Here is a 24,578-nt window from a genome sequence, read left to right on the forward strand (position 1 = left end):
GCAGTATGTCCGATTCTGCATTGATCTCACGACGACAGCTTCTGCAAGCCGGCCTGGGGACCTCCGCAGGCCTCTGGCTTCCCTGCGTATTGCCTGCCGAACTCGCGGCCCCGCATCATCGGCCCCGCGCCAAACACGTAATCATGCTCTACATGTCCGGAGGCTACTCGCACGTCGACACCTTCGACCCCAAACCCGAACTTACCAAACGGCACGACCAGTCGATCGGCAACGAAAACAAAGCCGCCGTCTCCGGTCAGCCCAAAGTCGAACGCTATCTCAAAGCCCCGCTCTGGAAATTCCGCCCCAACCGGGAGTGTGGCACCGAAGTCAGCGACCTCTTCCCCGAGATCCGCAAACAGATGCACGAAGTTGCGTTGATCCGCTCCATGAACTGCGATCACCGCGACCACGGCGAAGCCACCCTGCAGCTGCATACCGGCAGCACCACCGCAGCCATGCCCGGCATGGGAGCCTGGCTGAGTTACGGCTTGAAATCATTCAACCCGAACCTCCCGTCACACGTCGTCATCTCCGAACATCGCCCCTATAATGGACCCCAGTTGTGGGATGCCAACTTCCTCCCCGCAGTCAACACCGGCGTCCGCGTTATGCCTGGCAACGATCCGATTCCCTATCTCAAATCTCCTACGTCGCATTCCCGCCAGCAGCTCGAACTCTCGTTGTTACGGAAACTGAATCAGCGACACTTGGATCGCCGCGATCACGATTCCGAACTCATCGGTCGCATGTGTACCTTCAAAGCCGCCTCCGGTCTCCAGCGTCAGGCCCCCGAAGCACTCGACCTCTCCCGGGAATCCAAGTCAACACTCAAACTCTACGGCGCCGAACAGGGAGACCAGGCCAGCTACGCGGCCCAGTGCATCATGGCCCGCCGCCTGATCGAACGAGGCGTCCGCTTTGTCGAAATCATCGACGCCGTCGGTGCCTGCCGGGACAACTGGGATGCCGCGCACCGCGACATGGCCTCGCATGAAAAATACGCCCGCCGCGTCGATCAGCCCATCGCCGCCCTGATCACCGACCTCAAACAGCGGGGCCTGTTCGAAGATACCCTGCTCGTCTTCTGCACCGAATTCGGCCGTTCCCCCTGGGCCCAGGATGGCAAAGGAACCAAATCCCGCACGCATCACCCCAACGCATTCTCCTGCTGGCTGGCCGGCGGAAATGTGCGTGGCGGTGTGATTCACGGCGAATCCGACGACATCGGCAACTACGTGGTCAAAGACCTGGTCCACATCCATGACTTCCATGCCACCATCCTGCACATCATGGGACTCGACCACGAACAACTCACTTACCGCCACGCAGGACGGGACTTCCGTCTCACCGACGTGCACGGACACGTCGTCAAGCAGATACTCCACTCTTGATCCCTGAACAGGATTCTGGTGTGTTTACCTGAGTCCGCTCCCCAAAAAGATTAAGCGAAGATTAATCGCGCTCCGGCACAGCCAGCTTCCGCAGCCGCAGCCAGTCTGCGGCGCGGTCGGTCCAGCTATCAACATTTGAATCGGCCACCGGACGCATCCCGTAGCCGTGACCACCCGTCTCATAGATGTGCAGTTCGGCCCCGACGCCGTTATTTTTGAGAGCCGTATAATACAGAATGCTGCTCAGCGGCGTCGCGTGGTCGTCATGTGCATGTGCCATGAAGACCGGTGGTGTTTTTTTCGAAACCGTGAAAACTTCATTCAGTTTCCCGGTCTTGTCGTCCATCAGCCGCCAGGGATAAATCAGCAGGCTGAAGTCCGGCCGGCATGAAACCTGGTCGGTCGCATCCTGTGCCGGATACGCCCGTTTGTCAAATCGGGACGTCACCAGTGCCGCGGCCTGCCCCCCTGCCGAAAAACCGATCACGCCGATCCGGTCCGGTTTCAGCCCCCACTCTTTGGCCCGCTCACGCACCAGGCTCAATGCCCGCTGCCCGTCTTGCAGGGGACGTTCGGAATAAGGCGGCAGTTTTTCGTTCGCCCGCTCGGGGGGAGTCTTGCCAGGCTTGGTTCGATAGTGCACCACGAACGCCGTGATCCCCATCGAATTCAACCACTGGGCTGTCTCTGAACCCTCTTTGTCAGCGACCACGTAGTTATAGCCTCCTCCGGGAAAGATCAGTACTGCCGACCCGTTCCGTTTGCCCGCTGGTGGCTGATAGAGAAACAGCTGCGGTCGCGTAATATTTTTAACGCGGGTTGCTGGCGGATTTTCATTCTCCCGTCGCGGCAATTTTTCCCCGGTGTTCTTTGTCGTTTCACCCGGCGCCAGCCCGGGCCAGATATCAATCACCGCATCCGGCTCGCGTGCCTCAACAGCGCTCACCAGCCCACAAATCATGCCTGCAACAAATAATGACAGCAGCGCCCACCGCCTCATACCAGTATCTCCTCAACAATTCTGGACGGTTCGACGCCCGTAAGTTTAAAATCAAGTCCCTGATGTCGATACGTAAATCGCTCGTGATCAATGCCCAGCAGATGCAGTACGGTCGCATGCAGGTCGCGGACATGCACCGGGTTCTCGGCCACGTTGTAACTGAATTCATCGGTCATGCCATAGGTCATCCCCGGCTTGACTCCGCCCCCGGCCAGCCAGGTCGTGAAGCACCGCGGATGATGGTCGCGGCCCCCTTCAGGACTGTTCCATTTACCCTGCCCCGCCACTCCGCGGCCGAACTCTCCACCCCAGATCACCAGGGTCTCATCCAGCAGACCGCGCTGCTTGAGATCTTTTACCAAGGCAGCACTCGCCTGGTCGGTATCGCGACAACGGGCCACGCACCAGGAACCGAGGCGGCTGTGATGATCCCAGTCCGGGTGAAACAGCTGCACGAACCGCACGCCCCGCTCGATCAACCGCCGTGCCAGCACGCAGTTGGCCGCGTAACTGCCGGGCCGACGTGAATCGGGACCATACAACTCAAACGTCGATTCCGGCTCGTCGCTTAAATCATTCAGCTCGGGAATACTCGACTGCATCCGCCACGCCATTTCGTATTGCCGGATCCGGGTTTCAATTTCGGGATCCCCGGTCTGCTCGAGCCGCATCTGATTCAGTTCCGCAATGCCGTCCAGCATCCCCCGTCGGATCGGCCGCGGCATCCCGTCCGGATCGCGCAGATACAATACCGGCTCTTTCGCGTTTCGCAGCTTCACTCCCTGGTAACGGGACGGCAGAAAACCGCTGCCCCAGTAATGATCATACAACGGCTGATCGCTGGGCCGCTTCATCTTGGAGATCAACACCAGGTAGTCAGGCAGATTCCGGTTCTCGCTCCCCAGTCCATAACTCGACCAGGCTCCAATCGATGGTCGCCCCGGCAGCTGATGCCCGGTCAGAAACTTCGTCATCGCGGGGGCATGATTGATCTGATCGGTGTTCATCGACTTGATGAAGCAGAGCTCGTCCGCGACTTCGCCATGAAAAGGCAGCCACTCGCCCAGAGTCGCCCCGCTCTCGCCATAGCGTTTGAACTTCGTCCGCGAAGGCATAATCAGCTGCTTCTGATTAGCGGTCATCGTCGTCAGACGCTGTCCGCCCCGTACGCTTTCGGGCAGTTCCTTCCCCGCCCACTTCATCAGGTTGGGCTTATAGTCGAACAGCTCAATCTGCGACGGTCCCCCCGACTGCGTCAAGAAGATCACGTTCTTCGCTTTGGGTGGCTTGTGCGGCAGATCGGGCAGACCAATCGCTGGTGCTTTCTCAGCCGCTTGACTGCGAGTCGCTTCCAGCAGTCCCAGTGCCATCGCGCCCAGGCCAACGCCTGCGCCCTGCCCCAGAAAATAGCGGCGGGAGACTTCCAGTGCCGACTCTTCCAGTGGCTCATTCATGGGTAATCGCCTCGTCCAGGTTAAAGATCATACTCGCAACCACCATCCAGGACGCCAGCTCATCGGGTGCAACCTTGCTTTTTGCTGGGGGCTGACCTACATCGAGCAGTTGCAGCGCGGCCTCAGGGTGACTCTGATAATAATCGCGTGACTGCTCGTACTCGCGGGCCAGCACCGTCTGCTCCCGCGCAGTTAATTCTCGGGACAGAATCCGCTGTGCGATGAAATTGATGCGATCAGGCGGCTTCTGCTCCTGCTGAATCGCTGTCCGTGCCAACTCACGTGAAGATTCCAGAATCGTCACGTCGTTCAACAGGGTCAGCGCCTGCAGCGGAGTGTTCGTCCGCCGCGGCTGCACTTCGCAGACCCGCCGCTGGGCACTGTCAAACAGAAACGTCGGCGCACTCGAACGCCGCCAGAACGCATACAGGCTCCTGCGGTACTGCGCCGCTCCCTGGCTCGGTTCATACGTAAAGCGTCCCATGAACATCTCGGCCCAGACCCCCGGCGGCTGGTAAGGCATCACCGGCGGTCCTCCTTGTGCCGGGTTGAGTAGTCCACTGGCCTGCAGGGCCGCATCGTGAATCATCCAGCTGGGCAGACGGAAACGGGCTCCGCGGGCCAGCAAGCGGTTCTCCGGATCGCGGGCCAGCAGCTCGGGAGTGACGTCGCTTTGCTGCTGATACGTCCGGCTGGTGACGATCAGTTTCAGAATGTGTTGCAGATCCCAGTCATGTTCCATTAACTCCACGGCCAGCCAGTCCAGCAGTTCCGGGTGTGTAGGTGGCTCTCCCTGCAGACCAAAGTCGCCCGGCGTCCGTACCAGTCCGGTGCCAAAACAGAGCTGCCAGAGATGGTTCACCACCACCCGCGCGGTCAACGGGTTCTGTTCTGCCACCAGCCACTGTGCCAGGTCCAGCCGGTCTTTCGTTTTCTCAGCAGGCAGCGGCAGGATCGCTTCCGGCACCGAGCGGGAAACTTCTTTACCATGCTTGTCCCAGACGCCCCGCTCCAGCACATACGTCTTCCGCGGTTCTTTGCGTTCGGCCAGTACCATCACCGACAGTTCCCCGGCCGCTTTTTTAACCTGCGCCAACTGGGCGTTCGCCCGGTCCAGTTCCGCCTTCCTTCTCTGGTAGTCGGCATGGTCCACCAGGAACTGTTCCAGCAGACGCTTTCTCAATTTCGGATCCAGTTGGCCCGGCTCTTTCACTTTCGCCTTGGCCAGTGCCTCCAGCGGCATCGGATCGAGTGACCGCACCGCCTGCCCCGGCTGATCGGTCAGCAGCAGTCGGAACCGGCCGATGTTCGCATCCCCCTCGGTGGAGCGATGCAGCATCACAAAGATCAGTTCTTCCCCCGGCTCCAGCACCAGTGGTTCCGCCAGTGCAAACACCGCCGTATGCTGCTGGCGGGCCGAGTACGTCTCGGTCGTCCAGCCGTTACGGGGATCGTCATCCAGCGTGTCTTTGATTTTGCCGTAGTTGCGACCTTTGGCTGACTTTTCGACATCCGCCACCGCAGAGGCTATTTCGATGTCGCGTAACTGGGAACTCCCCTCGCGACGCACCTGCAGCTTGACATCGGTCAGAATGAATTCACCGGTTTTTCCCCGTGATAATTTTCCATCCGTGTGCGATGCATGCGGAAAGACTTCCAGCCGCAGTCCGGTAATCCGTGGCAGCTTGGTCGAAGCAATCAGCCGATAGTCATCCTGGCGCAGGACAGGCCCACTCGTCTGGATAACCCCCTCGGCTTCCTGTTTCAACACCGTCCCTTCCACCGAACTCAGCCCGGTAATCTCTGGCTGATACCAGGACTGAAAATCCTGTTGTTTGACTCTTTGGATCTGCTCCGCCAGCCACGGTTCGAATTCCGCTTCCGCCTGTTTGCGGGCTGCGGCTTCCAGCGGCTTCCGGTCCTGCACGACCTGCTCCGCCTCTTTAATCGCCCGCTCCACCAGCGGTGATTTATACTTCAGATAAGGCTTTGCCCGGCTCCCCGCTTTGCCGTCCTCGTCAATACTGTTGAAGAAGGCAAACAGGCTGTAATAATCGGCCTGCGAAATGGGATCGAATTTGTGCGAATGACACTGGCAGCAACCCAGCGTCAGCCCCAGCCAGACGGTCCCCGTTGTATTCACCCGGTCGATGACATAATCGATTCGCGACTCTTCCGGATCGCGGCCCCCTTCACCATTGGTCATGTGATTCCGATGGAAGCAGGTCGCCAGTTGCTGCTCGGGACTCGACTTCGGCAGCAGATCGCCGGCAAACTGCTCGACTGTAAACTGATCGAAGGGCTTGTTCTCATTGAACGACTGCACCACCCAGTCCCGCCAGGGCCAGTTTGTGCGGGTCGCATCCTGTTGAAACCCGTCCGTATCCGAATAGCGGGCCAGATCCAGCCACCACATCGCCATCCGCTCGCCGTAATGTTTTGATTTCAGCAGACGGTCTACCAGCTTCGCATACGCTTCCGGCGAATCATCATTCACAAACGCGTCGACTTCAGCCGGCGTGGGAGGCAGCCCCGTCAGATCGAAGGAGACCCGGCGGATCAGGGTTCGCTTGGCAGCAGCCGGGGAGAGCGACAGCCCTTCAGCAGCCAGCTTCCGCTGTACCAGCACATCAACCGGATGCTGCTTTGTTTCTTTCGCGTTGAAATTCACCTTCGCGGGCGGCTCAAACGACCAGTGCCGTCCCCACTGTGCCCCCTGTACAATCCACTTGCGGATCGTCTCGATCTGTGACTTCGTCAACGGTTTGCGGTGTGAGTCCACAGGCGGCATCAGCAGGTCACTGTCATCAGTACTGATCCGTGCCAGTAACTCGCTCTGCTCCGGCTTCCCGGGAACGACCGCAGTCGTACCGTCCCGATCTTCGATTGCCGCTTCACGGAGATCCAGCCTGAGACCGGCTTCGCGATGTGTGGGATCGGGACCATGACAGTGAAAACAACGATCCGAAAGGATCGGCAGCACATCACGGCTGAAATTCACCTCATCTTCCGCAAGACAGACTGTGCCTGTCACTAAAACAGCTGAAAACGCGATGAGAAATTTGAAGAAATCAGGCATGATAATCAATGCAGATTGAGATTCAGGCAGGAGATCGAACGGAGGTAGCCGGATAGAATCACTTCGGCTTTATTCATGGTACTTACGCCCCTCCCCCAGGTCCAGAGAAACCCTTTTCATGCATTCTGGAATACGGTTCGCATGCATACTAAATCCTGATTTTTCTTCCCAATGAAAAATACATCAGTACAAACTGATCAGTTTTCCGCAATACATCCTGAAAAATGCCCCGGGCCCCACGGTCTGTTCACTTCGGATACGGAAAAAAAGATTGACACGTAGATTAACTCAATTATTATTAATTAGTGATATTTACTTAAATAACTATCCTATATTTCGCGCTCTTAAATACATTCAGTCGCTCAATCAATCGATTTCCGTTTATCATATTTTATTAAGGAAATGAATAATGGGCACCCACTTAAGACGCAAAGCATTCACATTAATTGAACTACTGGTCGTCATCGCAATTATCGCCATTTTGATTGCTTTACTCTTACCAGCTGTTCAGCAGGCACGGGAAGCGGCTCGCAGATCTCAGTGCAAAAACAATCTCAAGCAACTGGGATTGGCCTTCCACAACTACCATGACACCTTCAGCTGCTTACCCAATGGCAGCCATCCCACTCCCACCTATCCGGGCGGTGGTTACCATATGGGCTGGGCTCCTAAAATTTTCCCCTACATTGATGAGGCAACCCGGCTGCACGCCATGGAAGCCTTCTCCCCCAACCCGATCAGTGAGCTCGCTCCCTGGCGAATCGATGCCGCACCGCACAATGGCCGGAACGAAATCTGGGGACCCATTCCCGTTTTTGCCTGCCCTTCATCCGCGTTAGGAAATCGATCTCCCGATATCGTGAATTCAACCCTTCCCTGGATTGTCAGTCATGGAGCACTCCACTATCGCGCCTGTGCCGGTCGTGTTGAAGATGTCACCAACCCTTCGGACTCGAATAACTACCGCTGGGCCAACACCGGTCTGATTTTCCCACAGAGCAAAACCAGATTCCGCGATGTCATAGACGGGACAACCAACACAATTCTGCTTGGGGAATCGTCGTCTTCTTACGGCTGGTCCTCTTCGATGAAAGCCGGCTGGGGCGGAATTCAACCCTGGACCTGGGGCATGTACTGGTACACCGACACCAGACGTCTGATGCTGGACAGTAAAAACATTCAGTTCCCGATTAACTATCGTGGAAGTTTTGGCACGAACCACACCCCTTTCACCAGCTACCACGTTGGCGGAGCACACTTTCTGATGGGTGACGGCTCTGTCCACTTCATCAGTGAGAATATCGATCTCGCACTGTTCAAAGGACTAGGCACCAAAGCCAATGGTGAAGTCCTGGGTGAATGGTGATCTAACCACCTGAAATGGTTTTCTCCCGGAAAGGGCGTCTGTTCTTTCCGGGAGTGATTTACCATGACCGGAATTGGTTTCATTCAATCCCTACCACACCTCACTTTACTACCAGGGTATTTCAGATGATCTCCCGACACATTCCTTCTACCTTTAGAGAATTTCGTGATCGTTTCGTTCAAGCTATTATTTTAGTCCTGCTGATCTCAATCTGGGGCTGTGGAGACGGTCATCCGGCTCGCTCTAAGGTCACAGGCAGCGTCAGTTATAATGGAGAGCCGCTGCATATCGGCTCGCTGGTCTTTATTCCCGTCGGTGGCGGTCCACCCGCACAGGGTAATATCGACCGCGATGGCAACTATTTCATGGGAACCTTCGATGAATCGGACGGCGTGATCCCCGGCGAATACAAAGTCATGATCACCGCCATGACCAGCGAAGGGGGGTCCGGCCTCCCGGAAGATGCCGTCAACGGCAATGCCGGTCCCGTGTCTGTCATTCCAGAATGGTACGGCGATCTCGAAAACTCCGGTCTTGTGGTCAAAGTCGAACCAGACAAACCCAACACCATCGACTTCCCACTGACCGATGACAAACCCAAAAAGGCCAACTGAGCCTGTTCCTGTTCTCACCCCCGACCTGACGCAGATCAAACACTGATCTGCTGCAGGTCGGGAAACAACTTTCTAACGACTCCCCATTTCTGCTCCCCGCCAGTTCCTCCCCGTTCGGCTGAATTCGAGCCTTCCCATACCCAGGTGTACGCGAATCTACTGGAATAATGGCTTGTTCCCCGTCAAAACTCTCTATAATAATAGATACCCGCAATTATCACTCGACTACCCTCTCCGGAAATGCGATTTCGTTCCAGCGATCGTTTCCCTTAAAGAGCATTCATGACTACACATTCGCGTACCAGTCGCCAGCAGTTCGAAGAATATAAAACGGAATTTCGTGAAACCCAGATCAAGGCCCAGCAGAAACAGGCGTCTAACCGGGACCGTTCCTCCTGGGAACTGATCCGCAGCTTTCTGGGACTGCTGAAAAACTACCGTGCCTCCGTACTGTTGTCATTAGGCACACTGACGATTGCGACCCTGCTCGCCTTAATTCCACCTGCGGCCACAAAGTTCGTGGTTGACTATGTCCTCGATCAGAAACCACTGCCCGTCAATCTCCCCTCGTGGATCCCGCATAAACCCTGGCCAATGCTGGTCACAATCACTGTGGGTGTGATTCTGATCTCGATGGTGCGTATCGCTCTGCAGATCTGGGGACGCTGGCAAGCAACTCGCATCACCAAGTTGATTCAAATGAAAGTCCGCAAACTCGTCTTTGCGCACGCCGTCCGCCTCCCCCTGCACCGCGTTCAGGAACTTAAATCAGGTGGTGCGACCAGCATTCTCCGCGAGGATGCCGGCAGTGTCGGCGAACTGGTCTTCGGTATGCTCTACAATCCCTGTCGCGCCATCATCCAGTTACTCGGCAGCTTGATCATTCTGGCCTGGGTCGACTGGCGTCTGTTACTGGGCGCATTGTTTCTGGTGCCGCTGGTCTACCTCACACATCGCACCTGGATCAGTCGGATTCGTCCGCAACATCGCAAGGTCCGTCAACAACGCGTCGCCGTCGATGCCCTGGCCACCGAATCATTTGGTGGGATGCGCGTCGTGCGTGCCTTCGGACGACAGCGTTCTGAAACCGCACGCGTGCTACGCGGCAACCATCTGATGGGCCGCCAGGAACTCTATGCCTGGTGGTGGTCGCGACTGATTGAAATTGTCTGGGAAACCCTGATCCCGATCGCTTCGGCCTGCCTGCTCCTCTACGGCGGGTGGCAGGTTTTACAGGGAGAACTCACGCTCGGTGACCTGGTGATGTTTCTGGCCTACCTGCTGATGCTGCTCGGTCCGCTGGCCGTGCTTGCGCAGAGTACCGCTCAGTTTCAAAACAGTCTCTCAGGACTGGATCGCGTGCTCGATCTACTCGCCGAGCCCCGCGAAATGGAATCGGCCACCGCCAGAAAAATCAGTCGAGCAGATGTGGAAGGCCGCGTCACTTTCCAGGATGTGAATTTTCAATATCCCGGCTCGCTGCAATATGCCCTTGAAGACATCTCGATTGATATCGCCCCCGGCGAAACCATCGCACTGGTGGGTCCCAGTGGGGCGGGCAAAACCACCTTCTGTAATCTGGTCGCTCGATTTTACGATCCAACTTCAGGACAGGTGCAGCTTGATGGTCAGGATTTGAAAGACCTCGATGTGGAAAGTTACCGGCACCTGATCGGTGTCGTCGAACAGGATGTCTTTCTGTTTGATGGTTCCGTCGCTGAAAATATCGGTTATGGGAATCGACACGCGGAATTATCAGAAATTCAACGGGCTGCTGAAGTCGCGAATGCCGATGAATTTATTCAGCAACTGCCACAAGGTTATCAGACTCTCATTGGTGAGCGGGGTGTCAAACTGAGCGGCGGACAACGACAGCGTCTGGCCATTGCGCGTGCGATTCTGGCGGATCCCCGTCTGTTAATTCTTGATGAAGCGACCAGTAACCTGGATACCGAAAGCGAACGCCTGATCCAGGACAGTCTCGCCACATTGATGCAAAATCGCACCTGTTTTGTGATCGCCCACCGCCTGAGTACGATTACTCACGCCAATCGAATCGTCGTCTTTGAAGGGGGGCGCATCATCGAAACCGGCACACACGAGTCTCTCATGGAGACTGACGGCAAATACCGGGAAATGGTCCTGCTGCAGACCAGCCCCGCCGAAGTCAGCTGAACTGAAATGACTTTCAGGTAAAACATCAATTCCACAAAACCCCTCGCGTGCGACATGTTCCAAATTGAAAACCCCTGCATGCATGCGTACAATTTGATATATGAAGTAAAAGTGTTTTCCCACCTGAAACATTCCTCAACCAATATTACTGTCTCAATCACCGACTGCGTCATGATCAGGATGCCGTCGAGATACCTTAACAGCCCCTTTCGTTTTACTGGTTATACTTAAAGCACCGGGATGCCCCCGGAAAGGAAGAGACTCGAATGAACGTATCGGAACACCGAAGCTACCCGTTCCTGATTAAAATCAGCATGACGACTGCCCTGCTGGCAGGACTGACCTGCACGCAGACGGGTACAGCACAGGCTGCCGAAAAAAAATCAAACAAAGTGCAGCTGGGCACAGATGAACTCACGCTGGGAGTTCCCGGCAAAGGCCCCCTGACCAAAGCGGAAATCAAAGAATGGCTCGACAACCCCGAGAATCACCAGATTCTGGAAGTCACGCTCCCCCTCGGCCTCAGCGCCGGTCAGGCCCAAATGCAAGGACTCAAAGAAAATCCCCTCACCAGGGCCAAAGTTGAACTGGGACGCCAGCTCTATTTCGACAAGCGTCTCTCGTCCGATAACACCATCAGCTGTGCCAGTTGCCATCATCCCGATGAAGGCTGGGGACGACACACACAGTTCGGCATCGGTGTCCGGGACCAGGAAGGGGGCCGTAACTCGCCCATCAGCTACAACCGGATTCTGAGTGGTCCTCAGTTCTGGGATGGACGCGCCGCCACTCTGGAAGAACAGGCCGTCGGACCGATCGCCAACCCGATTGAAATGGCTAACACGCATGAGAACGCCGTGAAGACTCTCAAGAAGATCCCCGGCTATCAGATGCAGTTCAAGAAAATCTTCAAAGACGGCGTCAACATTGACAATGTCGGTAAAGCAATCGCGGCTTTCGAACGTGCCGTGGTGACCGGGCCTTCTCCCTTCGATTATCAGGAACAACTCAAGCCGTTCCTCAAACTCGACAAAGAAGATCTGGTCGACTTCAAAGAAGAATATGAAGCTGCCCTGGCGATGACCAAAAAACATCCCATGTCAGACAGTGCCAAACGTGGTATGAAACTGTTCTTCAGCGAAGAAGTCAACTGTGCCGCCTGTCACCTGGGTCCGAACCTGGCCGATGAAAAATACCACAACCTGGGCGTCGGCATGGATGCAGATAAACCGGACCTCGGTCGCTACGAAGTCACCAAACAGGAAAAAGACAAAGGTGCCTTCAAAACACCCACGATTCGTAACGTCGAACAAAGTGCACCTTACATGCACGATGGATCGCTGGAGACACTCGAAGAAGTCGTGGAACACTATAACAAAGGGGCACACCGAACCCCTGGTTGAGTGACAAGGTCAAAAAACTGAACCTGTCGGCCCAGGACAAAAAAGACCTGGTCGCCTTCATGAAAGCCTGCACCGGCCCCTTCCCCAAAGTAGAATCGGGGCGGCTGCCTGAATGAGGCTGATGTAGCATTGTGAATTAAATTCGACAGCCCGGCCGAGAAGCCGGGCTGTTTTTTTGTCAGCACATCAGTCAGGAACATCTTCCTTCCCGTGGAACATCAGGTTGATTTACGACCGTGAAACCATATAGTCTATAGCCAACATTTCAGACGCCAGCCACGTGTCCGGTATCTGATCTGTTTTCCCTCAATGTTTCACGAAACTGTCATCACGAGGACTACCCTTGACCGGCGTACTGGAAGTCATTGTCTTAACCACTCTGGCCGGGATCACCATTCCCATCGGAGGATTCCTCGCGCTGATCGAACGGATTCATCCCCGCTGGCTGGAGGTCGAATTTCGACACTCTATCATCGCCTTCGGTGGAGGCGTCCTGCTGGCGGCTGTCGCGTTGGTTCTGGTCCCGGAGGGTATTGCTGAGCAGCCCCCTCTGATCGCAGCGGCTGCGATTCTCTTTGGCGGCGTCTGCTTTATGAGCGTCGACCGCATCCTGGCGACCCACAAAAACTCAGCCTCCCAGTTAATCGCGATGCTGCTCGACTTTGTTCCCGAATCACTGGCATTGGGGGCCTCCTTCGCGACCAATGGAGAATCCGTCGGACTGCTGCTGGCCATCCTAATCGGACTGCAGAATCTGCCCGAAGGCTTTAATGCCTTTCGCGAACTCAACAGTACTACCACCATGACGAAAAAATACATTCTGCCCGGTTTCTGTCTACTGGTCCTGCTCGGCCCCATCTCGGGATTAATCGGATACTATCTGCTGGCACTCGTTCCGCGGATGGTCGGCCTGATTATGCTCTTCGCCGCCGGTGGCATTCTGTATCTGACATTTCAGGATATTGCCCCCCAGGCCAAACTCGAACGTCGCTGGGCACCTTCCCTGGGCGCCGTCCTCGGCTTTGTCTTTGGACTGATCGCACAAATGGTCATCGCCTGAATATCGACGTTTTTGCCTCAACCTCGACTTTCCCGCGTACTTTTCTCTGATACTCAGAGGACCTCTTTGCTGTGAGCTGCTATAATGCAAGCTGACTGGCAGCACAACATCCGCCGAGCTGTGCGGGCATTCTTCATCACAGATCAAAGGGTCCTCAGTGTCAGACTCCCCCTCTGCCTCTTCGAGTTCATCACTCTGGAAATCACTGGAAACCGTTATCGCGCTCTTCACGATTCTGATGATCGTGGTCTACCTCTGTCTGCGCTATGGCTGGAATGTTCCGGAAACAACCCAGAACATCCCTCTCTGGTCGGTCCTGCTGCTGGGAGGCACCCCCCTGGTCTGGGGCCTGCTGGTCAAAATGATTCATCGCGAATTCGGATCTGACCTGCTGGCCGGAATCTCGATCGTGGTATCCGTCATTCTGGGAGAGTATCTGGCCGGTTCCCTGGTGGTGCTGATGCTCTCGGGAGGTGAGGCGCTCGAAGCCTACGCGGTCCGCAGTGCCTCGTCCGTCCTTCAGGCTCTCAGCCGCCGTATGCCCTCCATCGCACATCGTAAAACCGATTCCCGCATCGACGACATCGCACTCGATCAGATTCAGATCAACGATACGATCGTGATCTTCCCCCATGAGACCTGCCCCATAGATGGAACCGTGCTCGAAGGGCACGGCGTCATGGATGAATCTTATCTCACCGGTGAACCCTATATGATGTCCAAGACGCCGGGATCGCAGGTCCTCTCCGGGGCCATCAACGGAGAAGCGGCCCTGATTGTCCGCGCAGAGAAACGGGCCATCGACTCACGGTATGCCAAAATCATGGAAGTCATGCAGGCTTCCGAACAACACCGCCCCCGGATGCGGCGACTGGCTGACCGACTGGGAGCCTGGTACACGCCCCTCGCGGTTCTGATTGGCATCGTGGCCTGGGTGTTGACCGGCGACCCGGTCCGCTTCCTGGCGGTGATGGTTGTTGCTACTCCCTGTCCGCTACTGATCGCCATTCCGGTCGCGATTATCGGTTCAATTTCTCTGGCAGCACGCCGGGCAATCATTGTCCGTGATCCAACATCCCTCGAAACCGCAGATACCTGTCGGACGATCATCTTCGACAAAACAGGCACATTGACCTACGGCGAACCGCAACTCACCGAACAGATCTACGCGCCCAACATGAATGCGGATGAGGTCCTCTCCCTGGTGGGTAGTATCGAGCGGTTTTCCAAGCACCCGCTCTCGCAGGCCATCCTGGATGCCATGCAGGAGGCCCGGGCCGTCGTGCATGAAGCGACCGAAATCAGCGAGCCTCCCGGGCAGGGCCTCAAAGGCACGGTCAACAGCCATAGTGTCGAGATCACCAGTCGCAAAAAACTGCTGCATCAATACCCCGATCTGGAATCAGAGCTCCCCGAACAGGTCGGCGGTCTGGAATGCGTGATTCTGATCGACAATCAATATGCAGGGCTCTATCGGTTTCGGGATACGCCCCGCACCGATGGCCTCTCCTTTATCAATCACCTTTCCCCCAAGCATCACTTTGGCAGGACGATGCTGGTCTCCGGAGACCGGGAATCAGAGGTCCGCTATCTGGCCGAACAGGTCGGAATTCAAGAGGTCTATTTCAGCCAGAGCCCTGAGCAGAAACTGGAAATCGTCAACCAGGAAACAGCCCAGGCGAATACCATCTTCGTGGGGGATGGCATCAACGATGCCCCCGCACTCGTCGCTGCGACTGTAGGCGTCGCTTTCGGGCAGAACAGCGATGTCACTACGGAAGCCGCCGATGTGATTGTGATGGACAGTTCGCTGCAGAAAATCGATGAATTCCTGCATATCAGCCGTCGTATGCGTCGCATCGCCCTGCAGAGCGCCATCGGCGGCATGGCGTTGAGCATGCTGGGCATGTTACTGGCAGCCGCCGGTTATCTCCCACCGGTTGCAGGTGCGATCAGCCAGGAAGTGATTGACGTTCTGGCGGTGTTGAATGCCCTGCGCGTGGCCCTGCCTCCCAAAGCCCTGATCGATTTCAAACCGGGAGAACTGGACTGATCATTTCTGGATCAGCTTACCGGTGAGAACCTACTGGGCTTCGAAGCGAACTTCAGGAATCCCCTTCTGCCAGGAAATCACGTAGCGACCGTCGGACGTGGGATAGACGACATCCTGTTTCAGCTCAATGTCGGTGGGTGAACTTCGTAATCGATACTGCGGTCGTCCCGGGATGATAAACTCTCCTCCCAGTTTCACAATCATCTGCGTGCGATCACCGAGTGAATGCCCGATCGATTTGAAAATCTTGCCATCCAGATCGTTTTCCGTCACAAACTTCGCGGAAACATCCAGGCCGGCTGCTTTCATATTCTGAAACATGTCCCGCGCGTCTGCATACGGACAAGTGGTATCCCCGCTGCCATGGATGATCAGAATCTTCGTTTCATGTCCCCGGGCCTTCATCAGTTTCAGATGATGCGGGTTGCCCAGATAACGAATCTCCTGGCCGCCAGGCGTCAGGTAGTCGGGAGAATGGGGATCCTTACTGTAGCGGGCATTCAGGCTGCTCCCCCCTGGCAGATTGTATGCGATGTCATCACTCAACCGGGGCATACCACAGATATCAACCACGCCGGTAAACGTATGCGGTGCGAATTTATTACACATCAGGGTGACATTCCCGCCCCCCGATCCCCCGGTCGCATAGATCCGTTTGTCGTTGAACGGAATCTGCTTGGCCTGTAATCCCTGAAAGACAAACGCCAGCGCCCGCAGCGCATCAATAGCCTGCAGGTAACCGAAATCGTAAGGAGCTCCGGACTGGTCTTTCCACGAACCACTCTGCAGATAGTCCACGGAGATCGCAATCACATTGAGCTCTTTGGTCAGTACACTCGGATTGCCGGCTCCCGAAGTATTCGTTCCGCCCCAGTTATGCAGGTTGAGAATCAGCCCCGTCTCTTTATTCACCTGCTGCAGACTTTTACCGGGATAGTAAATGTAGACTTTGACTTCACGCGGCCCCGGCTGAAACGGCCACTCCTGTGTTGCGATCGTGACCGTGCCATCCTTGTCCGGCAATTCTGCGGCCTGCACAGCGAGGTTCCAGAACAGCACACAACATAGACACAATATAGACAGACACCGGTTCATCGTTCAGTCAACCTCAGTAAGTGAATTCATCAGATTGCGAGCCTTCAGAGCAGTCAGCCCCCTCTCTCACTTGACGCTGACTCTTCTATCGATCATCGTGAACTGGCTGGCTCGAGTCAATCCCGCCCCCTGCTTTCAGAGGAACCTGCTGATGACTGCACTCCCCACCGCCGAACCCCGGGAACTGAACCTGGATCCGGAACGGCTCAAACTGGCGCATCAACTGCTGAAAGAATGGACGGACGCCGGCGATATTCCCGGCGCTGCCATCGTCGTCGGCCGCCATGGAAAAATGGTCGAACCAGTCTTCTTCGGCAAACAGGGGCCGGAAAGAAAAGCAGAACCGATTCGCCAGGACGGAATGTTTCTGCTCGCATCGATTACCAAACCCGTCGTTTATATGAGTGCCCTGCGTCTCGTCGAACGTGGCCAGCTGGTTCTCTCCAATCCAGTCACGCATTACATCCCCGATTTCGCAGCGCACCATAAAGAATCAATTCTGGTCCACCACCTGTTCACACACACTTCGGGAATGCCTGATATGCTCTCGAACAATGTGGAACTTCGCCAGTCACTGGCCCCCCTGGATAAATTTATTAACGGGGCCATCTGTGACACGGTTCCCCTGTTCCAGCCTGCGGGCACCAGCCTCAGCTATCAGAGCATGGGCACGTTAATCGTGGCTGAAATTGTGCAGAGACTCACGCGCAAAACGATCGCCCAGCACGTTCGCGATGAAATTATCAAACCTCTGGGCCTCAACAGCACCTGGCTCGGACGGGGCGATTTTCCCCGTGAGCGACTGGTGCGGGTCGAAACGCCCGAGTACCAGGCCGGTTCTCATTTCGGCTGGAACAGTAAATACTGGCAGGACCTCGGTGTCCCCTGGGGAGGGATGTTCGCTTCTCCCGCAGATATGGCGGTCATCTGCCAGTGCATGCTTAATTATGGAGAAGTCCAGGGAACGCAACTGCTCTCCCGCTCCATGGTCGAGATGGCCACGACTAACCGCCTGGATGACTATCCCGATCTGCCCGAATCAATCCGCCGCTCCCAACCGTGGGGGCTAGGCTGGAGATTGAACCATCCGGGGCAAAGTGGAAGCTGGGGCAACCTGCTCGACCGCAGCGTCTTTGGACATACTGGCGCGACAGGGACCATGGTCTGGATGGATCGTCGTCGTGACGGTTTTGCTGTTCTACTTACAACAGCGATCCGCTCGCGTGCTCCCTGGCGACTGGTGCAGCTTTCAAACATCATCGCATCTGCATTCATTGAACCCGCGAATCTTTAACAGCGCTGGGAAATCTAACCTGCGAAAACTCTGATACGTTAAAGTCGACCGTGTATTCATTACGATGGAGAGAAAAATAAAGAAACGTTAAACATTGCCTGTTTCACTTGGGATAAGATAGCCCGTCTGGGTTCCACCTGCCTTGATTTGGCCGCAGTTCCGTTTTTTTTCAGAATAGAAATTGATCAATTCCCATTCATTAATCACACTATTGAACTATACTGAGTCATCAACCTGACTTAGCAGCTCCTCATCACGCAGCAGACATCTTTAGCATATCAGATTCCAGGCATTGTTTATGAACTCTGTGATTCCTGTTCTTGACCCCGCGTCGCCACAGGCAGAGGCAATCAACAACTTGTTTCTTCAAGTCTTATTGATCAGTGCCGTCATCTTTGCGATTGTGACTGGGCTGATCCTGATTGCCATTTCGAAAGGCCGCCGCCGCCAGACACTTCCCGATCAGAATTTTGGCAGTGAAAAAGCAGAAATCGCCTGGGTCATCGGCCCGGTCATCATAGTACTCTGGCTGGTTGCCATCAGTGCGAACCTCGTCATCACCCTCAACGCCATACCCGATGTGAAACCACAGAGCGCAGACAACGCCGAGGAAGTTCAGGATGTCGAACTGATTATCACCGGACACCAGTGGTGGTGGGAGGTCGAGTATCCCAAAGCGGGCGTGATCTCCGCGAATGAAATTCACATCCCTGCCGATCCCAAACGGAAATTTCGCATCCGCATCAACTCGGATGACGTAATCCACAGCTTTTGGGTCCCTCAGCTGGGCCCTAAGATTGACGCCATCCCCGGACGGGATAACTACCTCTGGCTGCAGGCCAGTAAGCCGGGCACTTATCAGGGCCGCTGCTCAGAATACTGTGGTGCCCAGCATGCCTGGATGAACTTCTTAGTCATCGGTGAGAGCGAAGAAGAATACCAGAAGTGGATCGCCGGACAACAAAAGAAACCCGAAGCGACAACGCTGATCTCCCCCCTGGCCATGGCTGGTCGAGAATACTTTTTCAAAGCGACCTGTCCGCGGTGTCATAAGATCGCAGGCACCTCAGCCCAGGCCATGATCGGCCCCGACCTGACTCATTTTGCGACGCGCAGCGAAATTGGTTCAGGCGTTCTGACCAACTCCACTGAGAACCTGACCCTCTGGCTCAAAAACCCCCAGGCGGTCAAGCCCGGCTGTAAAATGCCCAACTTCAAGCTCAGTGAACAGAATCTTAAACAACTCGTAGCCTACCTGGAGACACTCAAGTGACGACAGGATCTGTTGAACAAGCCGACTATACCAGTCTCGAGTCCCCCGCGAACTATACGCGGCTACTCGACTGGGTCAGTACGCTGGATCATAAAAAAATCGGCATCATGTACATCCTGACTGCCGTGTTCTACCTGGGGATCGGCGGTTTCGAAGCCCTGTTGATGCGGATTCAGCTTGCGCTGCCCAATAACACGTTTCTTGGGCCGAAAATGTTCAACCAGTTATTCACGATGCATGGCACCACCATGGTTTTCCTGGTGGGCATGCCCGTACTGACGGGGTTTGCCAATTATTTTGTCCCCCTGATGATCGGTGCCCGCGATGTCGCCTTTCCACGTCTGAACTCGTTCGGCTTCTGGATCTTTTTCTTCGGGGCGGCTCTGCTGCACTTCAGCTTTCTGACGGGTTCTGCCCCTAACGCTGGCTGGTTCAACTACGTTCCCCTTTCCACCAAAGCTTACAGTTCCCTGCAGGGAGTCGACTACTGGATTATCGGTCTGCTACTCATGGGGATTGGCTCCGTTTCGGGGGCGATCAACATCTTCGCCACGATTATCAGCCTCCGTGCGCCCGGCATGAGCCTGCAGCGGGTCCCGCTGTTTGTCTGGATGATGCTCATGCAGGTGATCCTGATCATCCTCGCACTGCCGGCACTGAACTCGGCCCTGGCCATGCTGCTCATCGATCGCTGGCTGGGCTCCGCCTTCTTCGATCCCAGTCGCGGCGGTTCCGCAGTACTCTGGCAGCATTACTTCTGGATCTTCGGTCACCCCGAAGTCTATATTCTGATTCTGCCCGGCTTCGGTATGATCAGCGAAGTGATTCCCGTCTTCTCCCGCAAACCCATCTATGGTTATACCTTTGTCGCTGCTTCCTCTGTGGCCATCGTCCTCCTCGGATATGGAGTCTGGGCGCACCACATGTTCGCCGTCGGCCTGGGCATGTATGCAGACATCTTTTTTGCCGTCGGTTCGCTGCTCATCGCGATCCCCACCGGTATTAAAGTCTTTAACTGGACAGCCACCCTCTGGGGCGGGGAAATCAATTTCAACACATCTCTGCACTTCGCCGTCGCGTTTCTGCTGCAGTTTGTGATCGGGGGGTTGACCGGCATCATGTTCGCTGCGGTCCCCATCGACTGGCAGCTTACCGACACCTATTTCGTCGTCGCACACTTTCATTATGTACTCATCGGCGGCCTTGTGTTCGCCCTGTTCTCTGCCACTTATTACTGGTTCCCCAAAATGACCGGCCGGATGCTCAACGAGCGACTGGGGCTCACCCAGTTCTGGCTCTGGGTCATCGGATTCAACATGACCTTCATGGTTCAGCACTTCCTGGGCATGATGGGCATGCCTCGCCGTGTTTATACCTATGCAGACAATCCCGGCTGGGCATTGCTGAACGGAGTCGCTTCCCTGGGAGCCCTCTTCATGGCCGTTGGTACGCTGGTGTTACTCTGGAATATCGCCGTGAGTCTCAAGCGAGGTAAAATCGCCGGCGACAATCCCTGGGATGCCTTTACCCTCGAATGGGCAACCACCTCCCCTCCGCCCACAGAGAACTTTGAAACGGTTCCCGAAATTAAGAGCCGGCGTCCCGTCTGGGATCTGAATCATCCCGAAAGCGCAGACTGGAAAGCAGAATCCACACCCGAAGACAAAGGCCGCCGTGGCAATCTTCCCAAGATCGCCGCCTGGGCATTTATCGCTTCGGAAGCGGTCTTCTTCCTGCTGCTGCTGGTCGCCTATGTGGTCTTCAATACCCGCAGTGCGGAAGAGGAAGTCACCTCTGCCGTCCTGAACGTCAAACGGACCGGCATCTTCAGCCTGTTCCTGATTTCCAGCAGTGTCACCTTCTGGATTGCAGAACGTTTCCTGAAACGAGGGATGCAGAAAGCATTCAATATCTCCCTGGGACTGACGATCCTGCTGGGCATCACCTTCCTCTGCGGTCAGGCCTGGGAATACACCGGGCTGCTGATGGATAACATCACCATCAATACCGACCTGTTTTCAGCCACATTTTTCACCGTCACCGGCTTTCATGGAATCCACGTGACCGCGGGTGTGATCGCCCTGATCGTGATGCTGATCCTGGGCCTGAAAGGCAGCCTGACGGCCCGGAAATCAAACGTGTTCGCCGCCGTCGGCGTCTATTGGCATTTCGTCGATGTCGTCTGGATTGCCGTCTTTGGAATTATTTATCTGGGACTTCTCCAATGAGTTCATACTTCGATCTGACAAGCGAATTATGGAAATGGAACTCGCCGATCTGGCTCCTGGTGCTGGCCCTGACCGGCCTGTACCTCGTCTGCCTGCGCGGACAGTCAGGCAAACAGATCGCCTGCTTTGCCCTGGCGCTGCTCACGCTGGCACTGGCCTACGTCTCTCCCATCGGCGTGCTTTCTGACGGTTACCTGTTCAGCGCACATGTCATCCAGCATCTGGCCCTGCTGCTGATTGTTCCACTGCTGCTCCTGCTCAGTCTGCCCTCCTCTGCGATGGAAACCCTGTTTCAGAATCCGCTGCTCAACCGCATCGGCCATGTGCTCGCGGTACCTTTTCTGGGCTGGCTCAGTGGCCTGGGTGTAATGTGGTTCTGGCACATCCCCTCTTTCTGCAGTGCTTCAACGGAAAGTTACTCACTGGGAATTGTCCGCGACGCCACTTTTCTGCTGGCCGGTCTGGCATTCTGGTGGCCTATCTTCTCTCCCGTAAAACGCTTTCATCTTCCCTCGGCTCAGGCTGTCCTGTACCTGTTCTCAGCCTGCCTGGGATGTACGCTCCTGGGAATCTATATCACGTTTACCGTCATCTCAGTCTGCCCGGCCTTCGCGAACCCCGTCGATCGAATCGGGATTCTGAACATGCTCTACGACCAGGGCCTGACACCTGCCACCGACCAGAAACTGGGCGGCCTGCTGATGTGGGTTCCCCCTTGCTCACTGTATGTCACAGCCATCATGGTCACACTCAGACGCTGGTACGCAGACATGGAACCCATGACGGCACCTGACACAACAGGCTCCTTAAGGGAGGCACATCGATGAACGAGCCCACAACTGCGGAAACGGAGACCGAAACAGAAGAACCGGAACTTCGGCCGACCTATGCCCCTGCCGCGCTGTCCATGGGAATCATGTTTGCCTTCTGGGGAATTCTCACTCACTGGAGTATGTCCCTGATCGGAGGCCTGATGATGTTCGGTGCCATCTGGGCCTGGATGCATGAGATCCGTACTACATGGAGTAAAACACCTTGAACAGCGATCAGCCCACAAACGAAACACCCTGCTGTCAGCAACAACAGCGCAGAACCTTTCTGGCCCGGCTGTCGATTGCCCTCTCTGCAGTCATCGGTGTCATCATCGCTTTGCCCGGAATTGGCTTTGTACTCGCACCGGTGTTCCGTAAACCCAAACAGAAATGGCGGAAAGTCGGCAAGCTGGAAGACTTCAAAGTCGGCGGGTTTGTGCTGGTACAGTATGAAGACAGTTCTTCCGTCCCCTGGGCAGGCATTACAGCCAAAGAAGGTGCCTGGATCCGTCGCGCAAGTGAAACCGAGTTCATCGCCTTTTCAATCAACTGTCGGCACCTGGGTTGTCCCGTCAGATGGGTCGATGATCCCCGGCTGTTTATGTGCCCCTGTCACGGAGGCGTGTATTACGAAGATGGGACCGTCGCCGCTGGTCCACCACCAGAGCCACTGCAGCGACTGAATGTTCGCATCAAGAATGGTCAGGTCGAAATTGAATCCGGGCCGACACCATTGACGCTGACCAAAATTACTTGAAATCACCTTTGAAAAGCGAGTAGCCGGCTGAATGAGCAAAAATCCTCTGATGCGAACCTGGAACTGGATCGACAATCGAATCGGGTATTCCGATTACATTGTGCCGCTCATGGTGCATCTGGTCCCCGACAATGCCCGCTGGTGGTACATTTTCGGAAGTGCGACACTCTGCGCATTCATGGTTCAGGTCTTCACCGGTATCTGCCTGGCGATGGCCTATGTTCCCGGTGGTGAAAAAACTTACGAAAGCCTCGTCTATATCACCAACACTGCTCCCTTGGGCAACCTCTTGCGCGGCATGCACTATTACGGTGCCTCCGCGATGGTCATGCTGGCCGTCATCCATATGATCCAGGTCTACATGCATGCCACCTATAAATACCCCCGGGAAATGAACTGGATGAGCGGCGTGGTCCTGCTGTTTGTCGTGCTGGGGATGGCCTTCACCGGACAGTTGCTCCGCTGGGACGCCAATGGTGTCTGGTCCGTCACCGTGGCCGCGGAAATGGCAGGCAGAACTCCCATCATCGGTCCTACAATCGCGCACTTCATCATGGGTGGGGAAACGGTAGGCGGCTCGACCATTACCCGCTTCTTCGCCATGCACGTGTTTATCATGCCTGCGATTATTTTCGCGGGCATCGGCCTGCACATGCTGCTGATAATGCGGCACGGTATCTCCGAAATGCCCGATGCCAACGATCCGGTCGACCCGGAAACCTATAAAGAAAAGTACGAAGAACGCATCCACAAAACCGGGGTTCCGTTCTGGCCAGACGCCATGTGGCGAGACATGATCTTCTCCACCATCATCGTGGGTATTATCCTGGGCTGCTCCCTGTTCCTCGGTCCGCCGACACTCGATCCGCCACCAAACCCGAGTAGCATCAACGCGAACCCACTCCCCGACTGGTACTTCCTCTGGTACTTCGCCGTGCTCTCGCTTCTGCCCCCGAAACTGGAAACCTGGGTCATTCTCGGTGTACCGATCCTCGGTTTTCTGGGTCTGTTCTTCCTGCCCATGATCTCCAATAAAGGACACCGGGCACCTTCCAAACGTCCCTGGGCCGGGGGAACCGTGATCTTCGGTTCGGTCGCCTTTCTGGTACTTACCATTTACGGTTACAAAAAACCCTGGTCACCCGATTTCGGCGTGAAGGAATTACCGGCTTCCGTTGTCGGCACCGATCAGGGACCATTGATGGAAGGGGCGAAACTGATGCATATCAAAGGCTGTCTGTACTGCCACGACATCAGTGGATACGGCGGTCATCGTGGTCCCGAGCTCACCGAAATCGGCAAGCTGCTCACCCGCGATGATTTGATCATTCGCATCAACAACGGTGGTCATAACATGCCGGCGTTCGCCAGTTCCATCAGCTCCGATGAGTTGCACCTGATTGTTGATTTCCTGTTAACCCGGGGAGTAGACCAGGATCAACCCATCCTGAACGGGGACTCTCCCTGATCAGCCGTGGGTTGCATTTATAATATTTCGACACCACTGTTCTCGTTTCTGAC

The 24,578-nt window shown here is 55.6% G+C and carries 18 protein-coding genes; 14 read left to right on the forward strand and 4 right to left on the reverse strand.

All coding sequences use genetic code 11. From position 1 onward, the window contains the following. The first annotated feature begins 5 nt into the window (after nucleotides 1-5). Nucleotides 6-1,394 (forward strand): DUF1501 domain-containing protein, encoded by a 1,389-nt coding sequence (locus tag F1728_RS07320; RefSeq protein WP_155363565.1) that lies wholly within the window; start codon nucleotides 6-8, stop codon nucleotides 1,392-1,394. 61 nt (nucleotides 1,395-1,455) lie between these two features. Here the strand turns inward: F1728_RS07320 and F1728_RS07325 are convergent, their stop codons facing one another. From F1728_RS07325 to F1728_RS07335, 3 genes are read right to left on the reverse strand one after another with little or no spacing between them, the layout of a single operon-like run. Further along, complete coding sequence (locus F1728_RS07325; protein WP_155363566.1) at nucleotides 1,456-2,394, reverse strand: alpha/beta hydrolase; 939 nt, start codon at nucleotides 2,392-2,394, stop codon at nucleotides 1,456-1,458. Continuing rightward, on the reverse strand, nucleotides 2,391-3,848 hold the full coding sequence (locus F1728_RS07330; protein WP_155363567.1) for a DUF1501 domain-containing protein: 1,458 nt from the start codon (nucleotides 3,846-3,848) through the stop codon (nucleotides 2,391-2,393). The genes F1728_RS07325 and F1728_RS07330 overlap by 4 nt, the downstream gene beginning before the upstream one ends. Beyond that, nucleotides 3,841-6,849 (reverse strand): PSD1 and planctomycete cytochrome C domain-containing protein, encoded by a 3,009-nt coding sequence (locus tag F1728_RS07335; RefSeq protein WP_228030539.1) that lies wholly within the window; start codon nucleotides 6,847-6,849, stop codon nucleotides 3,841-3,843. Before F1728_RS07335 ends, F1728_RS07330 begins: the two co-directional genes overlap by 8 nt. Before the next feature lie 487 nt (nucleotides 6,850-7,336). On the opposite strand from F1728_RS07335, the gene F1728_RS07340 reads away from it, so the two are divergent. From F1728_RS07340 to F1728_RS07365, 6 genes are all read left to right on the forward strand, one after another. Beyond that, on the forward strand, nucleotides 7,337-8,293 hold the full coding sequence (locus F1728_RS07340) for a DUF1559 domain-containing protein (RefSeq protein ID WP_155363569.1): 957 nt from the start codon (nucleotides 7,337-7,339) through the stop codon (nucleotides 8,291-8,293). Nucleotides 8,294-8,418: 125 nt separating this feature from the next. Further along, entirely contained in the window at nucleotides 8,419-8,907 is a 489-nt protein-coding gene (locus F1728_RS07345; protein ID WP_155363570.1) for a hypothetical protein, read from the forward strand. 282 nt (nucleotides 8,908-9,189) lie between these two features. Next, nucleotides 9,190-11,082: an ABC transporter ATP-binding protein gene (locus F1728_RS07350; RefSeq protein ID WP_155363571.1), complete on the forward strand. Its 1,893-nt coding sequence runs from the start codon at nucleotides 9,190-9,192 to the stop codon at nucleotides 11,080-11,082. Nucleotides 11,083-11,348: 266 nt separating this feature from the next. Further along, nucleotides 11,349-12,485 (forward strand): cytochrome-c peroxidase, encoded by a 1,137-nt coding sequence (locus F1728_RS07355; RefSeq protein WP_228030540.1) that lies wholly within the window; start codon nucleotides 11,349-11,351, stop codon nucleotides 12,483-12,485. 343 nt (nucleotides 12,486-12,828) lie between these two features. Further along, nucleotides 12,829-13,545 carry a ZIP family metal transporter gene (locus F1728_RS07360; protein ID WP_155363572.1) on the forward strand — a complete coding sequence of 239 codons (717 nt, stop codon included), beginning with the start codon at nucleotides 12,829-12,831 and terminating at the stop codon, nucleotides 13,543-13,545. 238 nt (nucleotides 13,546-13,783) lie between these two features. Then, nucleotides 13,784-15,598 carry a heavy metal translocating P-type ATPase gene (locus F1728_RS07365; protein ID WP_155367332.1) on the forward strand — a complete coding sequence of 605 codons (1,815 nt, stop codon included), beginning with the start codon at nucleotides 13,784-13,786 and terminating at the stop codon, nucleotides 15,596-15,598. Between the two features lie 30 nt (nucleotides 15,599-15,628). Here F1728_RS07365 and F1728_RS07370 read toward each other — a convergent pair whose 3' ends face one another. Then, nucleotides 15,629-16,636, reverse strand: coding sequence for an alpha/beta hydrolase family protein (locus F1728_RS07370; RefSeq protein ID WP_194242725.1), 1,008 nt, complete (start codon nucleotides 16,634-16,636; stop codon nucleotides 15,629-15,631). Nucleotides 16,637-16,844: 208 nt separating this feature from the next. Between F1728_RS07370 and F1728_RS07375 the strand changes: the two genes are divergently transcribed. The 7 genes from F1728_RS07375 to F1728_RS07405 all read left to right on the forward strand — a co-directional run bounded on the left by F1728_RS07375 (nucleotide 16,845) and on the right by F1728_RS07405 (nucleotide 24,525). Then, entirely contained in the window at nucleotides 16,845-17,987 is a 1,143-nt protein-coding gene (locus F1728_RS07375) for a serine hydrolase domain-containing protein (protein ID WP_155363574.1), read from the forward strand. Nucleotides 17,988-18,285: 298 nt separating this feature from the next. After that, nucleotides 18,286-19,260, forward strand: a complete 975-nt coding sequence (coxB, locus tag F1728_RS07380) for a cytochrome c oxidase subunit II (RefSeq protein ID WP_149336949.1) — start codon at nucleotides 18,286-18,288, stop codon at nucleotides 19,258-19,260. Then, on the forward strand, nucleotides 19,257-21,488 hold the full coding sequence (gene ctaD / locus F1728_RS07385) for a cytochrome c oxidase subunit I (protein WP_155363575.1): 2,232 nt from the start codon (nucleotides 19,257-19,259) through the stop codon (nucleotides 21,486-21,488). Before coxB ends, ctaD begins: the two co-directional genes overlap by 4 nt. Further along, nucleotides 21,485-22,315: a cytochrome c oxidase assembly protein gene (locus F1728_RS07390; RefSeq protein WP_155363576.1), complete on the forward strand. Its 831-nt coding sequence runs from the start codon at nucleotides 21,485-21,487 to the stop codon at nucleotides 22,313-22,315. The genes ctaD and F1728_RS07390 overlap by 4 nt, the downstream gene beginning before the upstream one ends. After that, nucleotides 22,312-22,527, forward strand: a complete 216-nt coding sequence (locus F1728_RS07395; RefSeq protein WP_155363577.1) for a hypothetical protein — start codon at nucleotides 22,312-22,314, stop codon at nucleotides 22,525-22,527. The genes F1728_RS07390 and F1728_RS07395 overlap by 4 nt, the downstream gene beginning before the upstream one ends. Beyond that, the gene (locus tag F1728_RS07400) at nucleotides 22,524-23,057 is read left to right on the forward strand and encodes a QcrA and Rieske domain-containing protein (protein ID WP_155363578.1); all 534 of its coding nucleotides are present in this window, start codon (nucleotides 22,524-22,526) and stop codon (nucleotides 23,055-23,057) included. The genes F1728_RS07395 and F1728_RS07400 overlap by 4 nt, the downstream gene beginning before the upstream one ends. A gap of 31 nt (nucleotides 23,058-23,088) precedes the next feature. After that, the gene (locus tag F1728_RS07405) at nucleotides 23,089-24,525 is read left to right on the forward strand and encodes a cytochrome b N-terminal domain-containing protein (RefSeq protein ID WP_145038000.1); all 1,437 of its coding nucleotides are present in this window, start codon (nucleotides 23,089-23,091) and stop codon (nucleotides 24,523-24,525) included. Nucleotides 24,526-24,578: the final 53 nt, after the last annotated feature.

The organism is Gimesia benthica (assembly GCF_009720525.1).
GTDB classification, from domain to species: Bacteria; Planctomycetota; Planctomycetia; order Planctomycetales; family Planctomycetaceae; genus Gimesia; species Gimesia benthica.

Coding starts and splice junctions, on each gene's coding strand:
- F1728_RS07390 (WP_155363576.1), top strand. CDS start 21,485: ATGAGTTCATACTTCGATCTGACAAGCGAATTATGGAAATGGAACTCG.
- F1728_RS07350 (WP_155363571.1), top strand. CDS start 9,190: ATGACTACACATTCGCGTACCAGTCGCCAGCAGTTCGAAGAATATAAA.
- F1728_RS07320 (WP_155363565.1), top strand. CDS start 6: ATGTCCGATTCTGCATTGATCTCACGACGACAGCTTCTGCAAGCCGGC.
- F1728_RS07340 (WP_155363569.1), top strand. CDS start 7,337: ATGGGCACCCACTTAAGACGCAAAGCATTCACATTAATTGAACTACTG.
- F1728_RS07375 (WP_155363574.1), top strand. CDS start 16,845: ATGACTGCACTCCCCACCGCCGAACCCCGGGAACTGAACCTGGATCCG.
- F1728_RS07395 (WP_155363577.1), top strand. CDS start 22,312: ATGAACGAGCCCACAACTGCGGAAACGGAGACCGAAACAGAAGAACCG.
- F1728_RS07405 (WP_145038000.1), top strand. CDS start 23,089: ATGAGCAAAAATCCTCTGATGCGAACCTGGAACTGGATCGACAATCGA.
- F1728_RS07365 (WP_155367332.1), top strand. CDS start 13,784: ATGATCGTGGTCTACCTCTGTCTGCGCTATGGCTGGAATGTTCCGGAA.
- F1728_RS07330 (WP_155363567.1), bottom strand. CDS start 3,848: ATGAATGAGCCACTGGAAGAGTCGGCACTGGAAGTCTCCCGCCGCTAT.
- F1728_RS07325 (WP_155363566.1), bottom strand. CDS start 2,394: ATGAGGCGGTGGGCGCTGCTGTCATTATTTGTTGCAGGCATGATTTGT.
- coxB (WP_149336949.1), top strand. CDS start 18,286: ATGAACTCTGTGATTCCTGTTCTTGACCCCGCGTCGCCACAGGCAGAG.
- F1728_RS07355 (WP_228030540.1), top strand. CDS start 11,349: ATGAACGTATCGGAACACCGAAGCTACCCGTTCCTGATTAAAATCAGC.
- F1728_RS07345 (WP_155363570.1), top strand. CDS start 8,419: ATGATCTCCCGACACATTCCTTCTACCTTTAGAGAATTTCGTGATCGT.